The following is an 11397-nucleotide window of genomic DNA, read 5'->3' as shown; positions in this document are numbered from 1 at the left end:
GCATCCGCCCCTTTGCCGGGCAGATAGATGGCGCAGACCTGCACCCCGACGCCGTGCTGTTCCATCATCTGCCGCATCAGCCCCTGCGGACTCGCGCCCCGCGGCGGCTGTCCGGCCGTGGCGCTTTACATGGGCGATTTAACCCCAGTCCGCGCCCGTCAGCACATCGAGCGGTAGCTTGATATATCGCCTGCCGTTGGACTCCGGCTCGGGCAAGCGCCCGCCATTCATGTTGATCTGCAAGGCGTGAAGGATCAACTTCGGCATCGGCAGGGTTGCGTCGCGCGCATCGCGCACTGCCACGAATTCCGCCTCGGTCCGGTATCTGGACATGTGGATGTTGTGGGCCTTTTGCTCGGCCACGGTCGATTCCCACTGCGGTTCGCGCCCGCCGGGTTGATAGTCATGTCCGGTGAAGATGCGCGTCTCGTCAGGCAATGCGAGGATCGCCTGAATCGAGTTCCACAGAGCTTTGGCATTTCCGCCAGGGAAATCGGCCCGCGCCGTGCCGCTGTCAGGCTGGAACAGCGTGTCGTGGACAAAGGCGGCGTCGCCGATCACATAGGTGATCGAGGCCAGCGTATGCCCCGGCGAGAACATGACACGCGCCGGAATCGTGCCGACCATGAAGGTATCGCCATCGGCGAAGAGCCTGTCCCACTGGCGGCCGTCATCGGGAAAGTCGGGCCAATTGTAGAAGCCTTTCCACAGCTTTTGCACCTCGACCACCTTTGCGCCGATGGCCGTGGGCGCGCCGGTCTTTTCCTTGAGGTAATGCGCGGCGGAAAAATGGTCGGCATGGGGGTGGGTGTCGAGGATCCATTGCACGCGATAGCCTTTGTCAGAGACAAAGCGCAGAATCTCATCGGCATGTTCCGTTCCGGTCTGGCCGGATTTCTCATCGTAGTCATAGACCGGGTCGATGATCGCGCAGTCTTTTGTGGCAGGGTCGGCTACGACATATTGAACCGACCAGGTGCGCGGATCGAAGAACCCGGTCACTTCGGGTTTTGCGGACATCTGAGGTTCCTTTCGTGGAAGATGCTGGGCCCTTGCTTGGGCATCCTGTGCAAGCCAGTTCTGCGCCCCGCTTGCGTCACATCCCTTGACCTGCGCGAACCCGGCCAGGTCTTCGGATGTCATCCGGCCGGCAAGCACCTCGCCGATGGCCCATAGGGTGAAGGATCGCGCGCCGGAGCGGCAATGCGCGAGAACCGGTCCCGAAGCGGCGTCGAGCATGGTGCGAAACGTCTCCACCACCTCGCCATTGATCGTGGAGCCGGTCACCGGCAGCCAGAGATAACCCATGCCGACGGCGGCGGCCGCCTGACGCATGGTTTCATGATCGGGCTGGTCGGCTTCCTCGCAATCGGGGCGATTGTTGAGAATGGCGACAAACCCCATCGCGGCAATCCGGGGCATATCCGCAGCCCGGATCTGGCCGGTGATGAAGAAGCTGTCTGTGATACGGATCGGTGTCATGAAGGCGGACTTTCGCAGCGCAGGTCAGGTCGGGCAGGGGCAGGATGCCCCTGCCTTGATGTTCAGAGAGTGCGGGTCGAGAAATACCAGTCGACCGTATTGTAACCCTCGGCGGCGCGCGCTTCGGCCTCTTCCGGGGTTTTCGGAGGCGGCACGATGACCGGCTGGCCGGGCACCCAGGCTTCGGGCATGGCGCAGGCATTGGCGTCAGCCGTCTGCAGGGCGACGACGAGGCGATGGATTTCCGCCACCGACCGGCCTGCATTCATCGGGTAGTAGAGCATCGCACGCAGCACGCCCTCGGGGTCGATCACGAAGGTGGCCCGTACCGCAGCCGTGTCCGAGGCGCCCGGCATGATCATGCCATAGTCATGGGCAACCTTCATGCTGAGATCTGCAATGATCGGAAAGCCGATCTCGGTGCCAAAATTCTGCTTGATGTTGCGCGTCCAGGCGATGTGCGAATGGGTGCTGTCGATCGACAGGCCCAGAAGTTGCGTGCCGATCGCGGCGAACTGTTCCTGCAATTTGGCAAAGCCGATGAATTCGGTGGTGCAGACCGGGGTGAAATCTGCCGGGTGCGAGAACAGGACCAGCCATTTTCCGCGGAAATCGGCCAGCGTCTTGCGGCCATGGGTGGTCGGTGCGTCGAAATCGGGCGCCGGTTCGTTCAGCCGCGGCAGGGTGGGGGCGTCGGTCATCTGGAAACCTCTGGGTTCGTGTTTGCGATGACCAAGAGGTAAGAGGTTTGCACATATATATGAAATTAATTATATGACTAATTGTAATCTGGATTTTCAATAATATGCCCAGCCTTCGCCAACTTCGCTTTCTGACCGCACTTGCCGATACGCTGAATTTTTCGCGCGCGGCAGAGGTCTGCAACGTGACGCAGCCGACGCTTTCGACCGGGTTGAAAGAACTTGAGGGGCGGCTTGGCGTTGCGCTGGCCGAGCGCACACGGCAATCGGTCATGCTGACCCCGGCGGGCGAGGATATTGCCGCGCGTGCCCGCCGGATACTGGCCGAGGTCAAGGATATCGAGGCGGCGGCGCGCCAGCACAGCGGTGCATTCCAGAACGAGGTCCGTCTTGGCGCCATCCCGACTGTGGGTCCATTCCTGTTGCCGCGCGCCCTGCCCCGGATCCGGCGTCGCTGGCCCGAGCTGCGCATCTTCCTCCGCGAGGAGTTGACCGAAAGCCTCGCCGCCGGCCTGGCCGAGGGGCGCCTCGACATCATCCTGGTCGCGCTTCCCCATGATCTGGGCGACGCGGTCGTCGAGCCATTGTTTTCGGATGGCTATCAGCTTGCCGTCAGCAAAAGCCATCTCCTCGCCGCCAGGGGTGCCGCTGCCCCGGAGGATCTGTCGCGCACCCCGCTTCTGTTGCTGGAGCGCGGTCACTGCCTCCAGCGCCATGCTCTGTCGGCCTTTCCGGGGATAGAACTGCGCGCCGACGACACATTCGCCGCGACCAGCCTGCCGACGCTGATCTCGATGGTGGAGGAAGGCCTGGGCATCACGTTGCTGCCGGATCTCGCCATCGCTGCGGGCGCGTCGCGCGGGCACGAGATCGCGCTTCTGCCGCTGCCCGGCGCATGCCCGCGCAGGGTGGTGCTGGCCTGGCGACCCGGATCGCCGCATGCGGCAGCGTTCCGGCAGATATCCGCGCTGTTTCGAGAGGTGCACGCTGCGACGATTTCTGCCTGAAACATGGTTTCAGCTCGCGTATGTCCCGATATGTCGGCACATGCCGGACAGGGTTTTAGTAACAGGAAGCCTTTCGAGCCGGTTCCGGATCTGCTGGAGAAATTCCTCGGCGGCGGCGGCCGGATCGGGATCTGCAAGTCCTGCATGATCCACAACGGCTATGCCGCCGGACAGATGGTGGACGGCTACGAGATCGTCACCGCGCCGGAGGTCATCGACCTGATGATGGGCGCGCCGCGCGTCTTGGCGTGATCAAACAGGTTTGCATACAACCTTGGCTCGAGAACAACACGGAACGGCTGGAGCCGGTGGAAGATAGGCTGCTGGCCGACGTGACCGAATTGAACGCCCGCATCGAGGCGCTGACCTTCCCGCCAGAGAAAGTCGTGGGCGGTGCGGCTGTGCTGATGGAGGAAGTGGCCTTTCTCAAGATCTCGGGCGAAGAGAACCGCCGTTCCCGCACCGAGCCGTGGGATCTAACGGCCAACACCCAAGGCTCCTATCAAATCGTCAACCTGGTCCGGCCTTTGATCGCCGGGACCGAGGCCGAGTTCCCCGCCCGGTGAACGACAACTTCACCCACATCTTCGATATCGTGAAGCAGTATGAGAATGGCGAGGGCGGCTATGTCTCCTGTCTCGAACTGACCGACGCGGACCGCAATGAGGTCTCGGCGGCGATCAACACCCTCGCCGAGGATCTGTCCACGCTCTACGGCAAGCTGGGTCTGAACTGACCCTTGCAAGCCAGCCCGCCAACCGACCGGCAACGGACCGGGAGGGCGCCGTCAGGCACTTGCCCGGATCGCCGTTTCGATCCGCCCGGCCAGGCTCAGGCCGTTGTTCAGGCAATCCACAACGCCGATACCGCCGCGCCAGTTGCCGGTCAGATAGAGGCCGGGCAGCGCAGCCAACCGGCTGTCGAGCCGGTCGAGCCGTTCCAGATGCCCGATCTCGTATTGCGGGATGGCCGCGGGCCAGCGGCGCAGGTTCCAACGCAGCGGCGGCGCATCCAGACCCAGCAGATCGGCCAGATCCTTCGACACCAGTCCCAGCAATGTTTCGTCGTCCAGATCCGGTGCAGAGGGGTTCCGCCGCCCGCCGATGAAAGCCGTGATCAACTTGTGGCCCGCGGGCGCACGCCCCTCGAACAGGCTCGACGAAAACAGCGCGCCCAAGGTGGGCCGGCCTTCAATGCGCGGCAGCAGCATCCCGAACCCGCCGAGCGGGCGCCCCCCCGCCCCGGGGCCGAAGCCGAGCGTCACCACCGCCATCGGCGCATAGGGGACGGCGTCCAGCAGCGCCGCTGCCTCCGCATCCAGCTGCCGCAGCAACCCCGCGCCGACATGGGCCGGCGTGGCGAGGATCAGATGTGCAGCGCGCCAGACGCGCCCCGTCCGGTCGCGGACCTGCCAGCCAGCGCCGTCGCGCGCGACCTCCGCCGCCTCGACCCCGCAAAGCAGCGTCGCCCCCCCGTCCCGCAGACGCTCGGCAATCCGGTCCGTCAGCACCTGCAATCCGTCCGCAAAACTGAGGAGCCGCCCGCGCCAGCCCGGCGGCAGCCTGGGCCCATCCTTGCGCCGCCGCCGGGCAGCAGACAGCCCTCCGCGCAAGAGCGAGCCATGCTCCGCCTCCAGCGCATGCAGGCGCGGAAAGGCGGCGCGGATCGACAGCCTGGAGGGATCGCCGGCATAGACGCCGGACACGAACGGATCGACCAGCAGGTCGCGCACATGCGGCCCAAGGCGCCGGGCGGCGAACTCCGCGACGCTCTCATCCGGGTCGACGCCCCGGGCGACCCAGGGTTCGCGCAGAAGCCGTGGCAGGGCCGGGCGCAGCAACGCGCTGCCGAAAAGGCCGAGCGGCCCGCGCGGCAGCGCCTCCAGCCTGCCGCCGCTGACGACATAGCGCCGCGCCGCCTGCGGATCGCTCAGCAACACGGCGCCATCGAGACCGAGATCCCGCAACACGGCATGAAGCTGCGGGCTGACGGCGAGCGTATTGGGGCCAGCCTCCTCCAGCCAGCCGCCGTCGCGGCGGGACCGGATGACGCCGCCGGGCCGGTTGCGCGCCTCCAGCAGGGTCACGCGCAGGCCTGCCCGCATCAGCCCCCAGGCCGCGGACAGGCCGCTGACCCCTCCGCCCAGGACCAGAACATCCGCCGACGCCTCCCCGGTTGCGTCACCTTCCGTCGTCATGGCGCCGCGCGGGGGCAGGCTCGGTCCTTCCATCATTCCGGCCATCATTCCGGCCGGAGCAATTCGCCGTCGAAGGCGGCTTTCAGCGTGCGGGCCGAGACGATGGCGAGGATCAGCGAGCCGGCCAGCAGCGCGATCCACAGCACCGGCTCCGCCCAGGCGCCAGGATAGGCATGGGCCGCCGACAGTGCCGCCACGAGATAGGTCGCGGTCGGAAAGGTCGTCCCCCACCAGGACATCGCGAAGGGAACCGACGCCAGGTCCCGCAGCATCGCGATATAGATCAGCATCAGGAAGGTCGCATAGCCAAGGAACGACAGCGCCACCGGCCCGTAGACTCCGGTCAACTGGCTGAGCGCGACACTGGCCACCGAAGGCGGCGCGAGGAAAATGACCAGGGTCGGGCGCAACCTTTCGGGCAGCGGCGGGCCGTTGAAGATCCGGCCGAACAGCAGCGGCTGGACGCTGGCCCAGAGGACGATGCCGATCCCGAACAATGCCCATGAGGCGGTGACGAAGCCGAGTTTCGCACCGAAGATCGGTGCCACGATATTCCCGACCAGCGGGATCAGCAGGGGCGGCGTCAGCGCGGCGGCCTCCCTGGGCGCCCGCAGCATGGTGCGCAACAGAAGGACGCCGATGGACACATGCAGCACGACCGCGACGATCCAGACCCCGGCCGCGAGATCCTGCGAATAAGGGATCAGCCCGCCGGAGATCAGCATGAGGCCGATGGAGATGGCGCCCGCGAAGGCCGACCTCACCGGGTGCTTCAGATCACCGGCCAGCGCCTGGGGATGCCGGATCATCCGTGTCAGATGCAGCACCGCGACAAGCACCCAGATCGCCATCGCGGCGAACAGAAGCGCCTCGCCGATTGCCGCCGGCGCGCCGATGACCCTGGCGGCCTCGCGCCAGGCGAGGCCGAGGCCGCCGAACCCCATCGGAGCAGCAAAGAGCGGAAGCGGAAGATGTGTAAGTCGCGCGACCGGCGCGTCCGGATGTGCGGTGGTATGTGGCATTGTCTGGTCCTGCGATGAGCAGATCTGTCAGGCGGCAGCCTCGGTTGCCGACTGCCGGGGATTGCAGGCGCGTGATGCGTCGGGTCTCGGGAAAGTCACGGCATCTTGCCGATGCCTTCATATGGAAGGGGCTTCGATCGCGCCGTAGGACGGGTGAAAACGTAGACGACGCCCGAAAGCATCAGGGCCGCAACCGCCGCCGACAGCGGCCAGCCCGGATCCCGCAGCGTGAAGAACAGGACGAACCCGAAGGCAGATCCCGTCAGGGCCATCCATTTCGCGCGCAGCGGGATGGCGCCATGCAGGCGCCATGCGGCAAGCATCGGCCCGAAGCGCGGGTGTTCCAGAAGCCATCCTTCGAGACGCGGTGATGATCGCGCGAAACAGGCCGCGGCAAGGATCAGGAAAGGCACCGTCGGCAGAACCGGAAGGAACACGCCGACAAAGGCAAGCCCGGCGAACAGCAATCCCAAGGCGAGAAACATGTGACGAACGATCCCGCGCGACATGATCGGCACGTCGGCAGCCATTGCGTCTTTCGCGTCTTTCTTCATTCCGGCCTCCCCTGGTCCGGGCCGAGCTTCGGCGTTGCGGGTGCGGCAGCCACAGGCACGCCACAAGCGGAGAACACCCTGAAGGTCATTGGATGACAAGCCTTTCTCTCGATTTCAAATCGACAGGACATCTGGCGGTTGCTGCCTGAAACGGTCGCGTGTCGCGGAATTGCGTGATCTTGCTACAGCAAATGGTCCGGGAAAATCAGGGCGCGATACGACAACCTGTCGTTCTGACCCGACAGGCAGGCGTGGCAGGGTGACGCACGACATGTCGTCATGCCGGGCATGATGCACAATCCGGATCCTGCGGCCTGCCGTGCAAGGTCCAGAAACAGGCGCGAACCCTGCACAAGCGGCCTACAGGGCGCGCAGGCGCACGACCGCCGTCGAGATCGCGAACAATCCGGCGCAGGTAAGGATGATGACCGGGCCGGCCGGCCAGTCCAGCGCCACGGCGAGCGCCAGCCCCACGAGGATCGCCAGCCCGGCCGAAGCGGTGGCGAAGGCGACCATGTGTTTCATGTCGCGCGACCAGTGCGCGGCAACCGCGGCAGGCAGGGTCACAAGCGCCAGCACCATGATCAGCCCGACGACCTGAATCAGCAGGACGACGGTAACGGCGACCAGGACGAGCAGGAGATAGTTCAGCAGGCGCACCGGCAGGCCGCGCAGGCGGGCGAACTCGGGGTCGAGGCAGAGGCTGACAAAGGGCCGCCACAACAGGACCACGACGATGGCTATGAGGGCAAGGCCCACGCTCATGAAGGCAAGCCGCCCCGGCCCCACGGTCAGGATCGAACCAAACAGATAGCTCATCAACTCGACATTGTAGCCAGGGGTCCGCGCGATGAACAGGATGCCGATGGCCATCCCGACGGCCCACATCGCGCCGATCAGCGCATCTTCATGCCGTGACCCTTCCGCCTGCGCGCGATCGTCGAGCCAGCCAATCAGAAGGGCCGAGAGGATCGCGGCGGGAAGGGCGCCGATCTCGGGTGAAAACCCGTAGTGATAGGCAGCACCCAGCCCGCCAAGCGCCGAATGGGCGACAGCGCCCGCCAGAAAGGCAAGACGCCGGATGCGCACGAACGGACCGATCAGCCCGCAGGCGAGCGCGGCGACAAGACCCGCGGCCAGCGCCCACCGCATGAACCAGTATGTCAGCAGAACCATCGGATCCTCGCTCGGGATGTCTCAGCCGAAGATCAGCGCGGCAAGGCGCGCCGCATCGGCACTGGGTTCGGCTTCGCGAAATGCGGGGCCGAGGCAGAAGACGCGGTCCGCCGTTGCAGCGATCCGCGCCAGATCGTGCGATACGATCAGAATCGTGGTGCTGCGCCCCAGATCGCGCAGCAGGGCGAAGATCGCATCGGCGCTGGCCTGATCGACGCTGGCGGTCGGCTCGTCCAGCAGCAGCAGCGCGGGATCGGCGGCCAGCGCACGCGCGATCAGCCCGCGTTGAAGTTCGCCCGCCGACAGCGCAGAAAGCCGCCGCCCGGCCAGATGGCCTGTCCCTGTCGACGCCAGGGCCGCATCGACGCGGCCCCTGTCGGCCTGCGTCTGCCGGCGCGGAAGCAGGCCCGGCCCGGTCAGTGCGGTCTCCACCACCCCCCTCAGGGTGATCGGGAAACCGCGGTCGAACCCGGCGGCCTGCGGCACCAGCCCCATCTTCGGTGCGGCCTGCGCCGGCGTCTGCCCGAAGGCCAGCACCCGCCCGGCAGAGGGCTGGACAAGGCCGGCGATCGTCATCAGCAGTGTCGTCTTTCCTGCGCCATTCGGGCCGATCAGCCCGTGGATGCCCGGCCCGTCCACGGTAAAGGATATGTCGCGCAGGACCGCCTGCCCGCCGCGCCGGACGGACAGGACCTCGACCGCGAGCGGGGCTGTCATCTGAAAGAGGCCGCGAAGGCATCCGCGACGATCGCAAGATTGTCGACCGGATCGGCGGCAAGCGGGTCCAGCCGGACCACTTGCCCGCCGATCTCGCGCGCGACCGTTTCGGCTTCTTCAGAACTGAACTGCTGCTGCACGAAGATCACCCGGATGCCCGCGGCCTTCGCGGCGTCGATTGCGGCGGCGATCATCCGTGGCCCGGGCTCCATGCCCTGCTGCTCGATGGCGATCTGCTCCAGCCCGTAGGCATCCGCGACATAGCCCCAAGCAGGATGGAACGTGAGAAAGGCCCTTCCCCTGAACGGCGCGAGCCTTTCGGCCACGTCCCGGTCGGCGGCATCCAGACGCGCAAGCCAGGCCTCGGTGTTGACCGCGAAGTCGGCGGAGCGGGACGGGTCCAGCGCACTCAGGCTGTCACGCAGCGCGGCGGCGATCTGGCGAAGCTGGGGCGGGGCCAGCCAGATATGCGGATCGGGAATTTCCCGGCCCACGTTCTGGCCATGTCCCATGATACTGCGCATTGTAACGCTTTCGTTCAAGGCAAGGACCGGCATATCTGGGCGGGCGGCCCGGATCTGGGGCAACCAGTTCTTCTCGTGCGGGATCCCCATCGCGACATAGAGATCAGCGGAGTGCAACGCGGCCATCTGCGCCGGTGAAGGCTCGAAGGTCGCAGGTGCGGCGCCGGGCGGGACCATGAGCTGGACCTCGACATGCGCGCCGCCGATCTCCTCTGCCATCGCCTTCTGGGGCAGTATGGAGACGACGATGTTCAAGGGATCGCTTCCGGCGCATGCCGGGGCGGAAAGGCAGGCAGCCGCGATCAATGCGGATGCGATGAAGGAACGACGGAACATGTGCTTTTCCAGTAATGTTATAGCATAACAAACATAGTCCGGCACTCTCCGCCGTCAACGGTGATCCGCTGCCCTGCGACAGAATGCCACGAGAGTATATGGCCGACCGCCCCCGACCGAGCGAGGGCCAGGCGGCGCCCGCACGTCGCCCTGGGGCGGATCGCCGCAGAGAAGGCCATAAACAGGTTCACTTCCAGGCATGAACGCCGCGGCGCGCATCACCCCCCTCCGCGTTCCGATAAAGCCGACGATCAGGCCAGGCCCGCGGGTTTTGTGCAGAAACGCAACAGTCGCGCTGCATACCCCGGTATTCCGGCATTCCGCATGGACCGGCCGCAGCGCCCGCCCCTATTGAAGGGTCAGATCCCATTTCCGACCCTTTCAGATGCAGACGACCGAAGATCATCCGCTGCGCTATGCGCTGGTCAGCGAGCTTCACGCCCGGCCTTTTCCGGTGCTGGAGACGCCTTGCCAGGTGGTCTATCTGGCGATCAAGGAACCCATGAATGCTGCGGGCCGCGACAGGGTCCAGGACCGCGCGCATCTGCTGGCTCTGCTCGATGGCCACGGCTCGCCCCATCCGCAACCCGAGGCCACGCATTTCTCGGGTCCGATCGGGCGGCATGATCTGAAATGGGAAAGCCATACCGAATTCGTGACCTATTCCGCCTTTGGCTCCGGACTGTCCGAGCGTCCCTTTGACCCTGCCGAGGCCGAGGTCTTTCCAGCTGACTGGCTGGCGCAGGCGCCGGGCAAGCGGCTGGTCTCTCTGCTGATCCGGGTCGAGGCGATGCCCACCGGCGAGGAGGAGATGCTGGCACGGCTTGAGGAGTGGTTCGAGCCCGAAAGCCTCGCCGCAAGCCGCGTGATCGACGGGGCGGCGGTGGTGGCGGGGGATTTCCGCATCGACCCGGCAGGGCACATGCGCTTTGCGGTCTTCGTGCAGCCGGGAACCGGCGGGCGCAGGATCGGCCGGATCGTACAGCGGCTGTGCGAGGTGGAGACCTATCGCGCGATGTCGATGCTGGCGCTGATGCGGGCGCGCGCGCTCTCGGCCCGGCTTAACCAGATCGACCCGGAACTCGCGGCGCTGGTAACCGGGCTCGACGGCAGCGAACGCTCGCCTGAGGCCTTGCTGCACGACCTCTTGCGGATCTCGGCCGAGCTGGAGCGGCTGGCGATGAAGCTGTCGTTCCGCTTCGGGGCGACGGCGGCCTATGAAGCGATCGTGAACCAGCGGATCGAGGCGATGCGGGAGGCCCGCATCGGCGGGCGACAAAGCTTTGGCGAATTCATGACGCGCCGCTACGATCCGGCGATGCGCACGGTCAAATCCGCCGAGGCGCGCCTGGCCAGCCTGGCCGAACGGGCCGAGCGCGCAGCCGAACTCTTGCGTACACGAGTGGATGTGGAGCGCTCGGCCCAGAACCAGAAGCTGCTGGAAAGCATGGACCGCCGCGCCGACCTGCAACTGCGGCTCCAACACACGGTCGAGGGGCTTTCGGTCGTGGCGATCAGCTATTACGCGGTCAATCTGGCGGCCTATCTGGCCTGGCCCCTCACCGAGCCTATCGGCTTCTCGAAAGGGCTGACCATGGCGTTCTTGACGCCCTTGGTGATGGTGGGTGTCTGGCTCATGATCCGGCGCATCCGGCGGGCGATGCACTGACCTCGGCGACGC

The 11397-nt window shown here is 65.9% G+C and carries 13 protein-coding genes; 5 read left to right on the top strand and 8 right to left on the bottom strand.

Annotation, left to right across the window (positions count from 1 at the left end; translation table 11 throughout):
* Window positions 1-138: 138 nt before the first annotated feature.
* Both blh and ABNX41_RS03020 read right to left on the bottom strand, forming a co-directional pair.
* On the bottom strand, window positions 139-1482 hold the full coding sequence (gene blh / locus ABNX41_RS03025) for a bifunctional sulfur transferase/dioxygenase Blh (RefSeq protein WP_438668232.1): 1344 nt from the start codon (window positions 1480-1482) through the stop codon (window positions 139-141).
* A 62-nt stretch (window positions 1483-1544) separates the two neighbouring features.
* Complete coding sequence (locus ABNX41_RS03020; RefSeq protein ID WP_438668231.1) at window positions 1545-2183, bottom strand: peroxiredoxin; 639 nt, start codon at window positions 2181-2183, stop codon at window positions 1545-1547.
* A gap of 104 nt (window positions 2184-2287) precedes the next feature.
* Between ABNX41_RS03020 and ABNX41_RS03015 the strand changes: the two genes are divergently transcribed.
* Genes ABNX41_RS03015 through ABNX41_RS03000 form a run of 4 tightly spaced genes read left to right on the top strand, consistent with a single transcriptional unit; the run spans window position 2288 to window position 3926 of the window.
* Window positions 2288-3190, top strand: a complete 903-nt coding sequence (locus ABNX41_RS03015) for a hydrogen peroxide-inducible genes activator (RefSeq protein WP_438668230.1) — start codon at window positions 2288-2290, stop codon at window positions 3188-3190.
* 30 nt (window positions 3191-3220) lie between these two features.
* On the top strand, window positions 3221-3442 hold the full coding sequence (locus ABNX41_RS03010) for a hypothetical protein (RefSeq protein ID WP_438668229.1): 222 nt from the start codon (window positions 3221-3223) through the stop codon (window positions 3440-3442).
* A gap of 56 nt (window positions 3443-3498) precedes the next feature.
* Window positions 3499-3756 (top strand): imelysin family protein, encoded by a 258-nt coding sequence (locus ABNX41_RS03005; protein ID WP_438668228.1) that lies wholly within the window; start codon window positions 3499-3501, stop codon window positions 3754-3756.
* Window positions 3753-3926: a hypothetical protein gene (locus ABNX41_RS03000; RefSeq protein ID WP_438668227.1), complete on the top strand. Its 174-nt coding sequence runs from the start codon at window positions 3753-3755 to the stop codon at window positions 3924-3926. Before ABNX41_RS03005 ends, ABNX41_RS03000 begins: the two co-directional genes overlap by 4 nt.
* Before the next feature lie 51 nt (window positions 3927-3977).
* Here ABNX41_RS03000 and hemG read toward each other — a convergent pair whose 3' ends face one another.
* From hemG to ABNX41_RS02970, 6 genes are all read right to left on the bottom strand, one after another.
* Window positions 3978-5528 (bottom strand): protoporphyrinogen oxidase, encoded by a 1551-nt coding sequence (hemG, locus tag ABNX41_RS02995; protein ID WP_438668226.1) that lies wholly within the window; start codon window positions 5526-5528, stop codon window positions 3978-3980.
* Entirely contained in the window at window positions 5432-6409 is a 978-nt protein-coding gene (locus tag ABNX41_RS02990; RefSeq protein ID WP_438668225.1) for an SLAC1 anion channel family protein, read from the bottom strand. Before ABNX41_RS02990 ends, hemG begins: the two co-directional genes overlap by 97 nt.
* A 95-nt stretch (window positions 6410-6504) precedes the next feature.
* Window positions 6505-6963 carry a YbaN family protein gene (locus ABNX41_RS02985; protein ID WP_438668224.1) on the bottom strand — a complete coding sequence of 153 codons (459 nt, stop codon included), beginning with the start codon at window positions 6961-6963 and terminating at the stop codon, window positions 6505-6507.
* Window positions 6964-7323: 360 nt separating this feature from the next.
* On the bottom strand, window positions 7324-8139 hold the full coding sequence (locus tag ABNX41_RS02980) for a metal ABC transporter permease (protein ID WP_438668223.1): 816 nt from the start codon (window positions 8137-8139) through the stop codon (window positions 7324-7326).
* A 21-nt stretch (window positions 8140-8160) separates the two neighbouring features.
* Entirely contained in the window at window positions 8161-8856 is a 696-nt protein-coding gene (locus ABNX41_RS02975; protein ID WP_438668222.1) for a metal ABC transporter ATP-binding protein, read from the bottom strand.
* A complete protein-coding gene (locus ABNX41_RS02970; RefSeq protein ID WP_438668221.1) occupies window positions 8853-9761 on the bottom strand; it encodes a metal ABC transporter solute-binding protein, Zn/Mn family in 909 nt (302 codons plus the stop codon). The genes ABNX41_RS02975 and ABNX41_RS02970 overlap by 4 nt, the downstream gene beginning before the upstream one ends.
* Window positions 9762-10101: 340 nt before the next feature.
* Here ABNX41_RS02970 and ABNX41_RS02965 point away from each other — a divergent pair, with 340 nt between their 5' ends.
* Window positions 10102-11385 carry a DUF3422 family protein gene (locus ABNX41_RS02965; protein WP_438668220.1) on the top strand — a complete coding sequence of 428 codons (1284 nt, stop codon included), beginning with the start codon at window positions 10102-10104 and terminating at the stop codon, window positions 11383-11385.
* The last annotated feature ends 12 nt before the right edge of the window (window positions 11386-11397 follow it).

Origin of the sequence: Pseudogemmobacter sonorensis, assembly GCF_042762395.1 — a bacterium.
Classification (GTDB): Bacteria; Pseudomonadota; Alphaproteobacteria; order Rhodobacterales; family Rhodobacteraceae; genus Pseudogemmobacter; species Pseudogemmobacter sonorensis.
The sequence above is the reverse complement of the archived record's forward strand: the minus strand, read 5'-3'. Positions and strand labels throughout refer to the sequence as shown.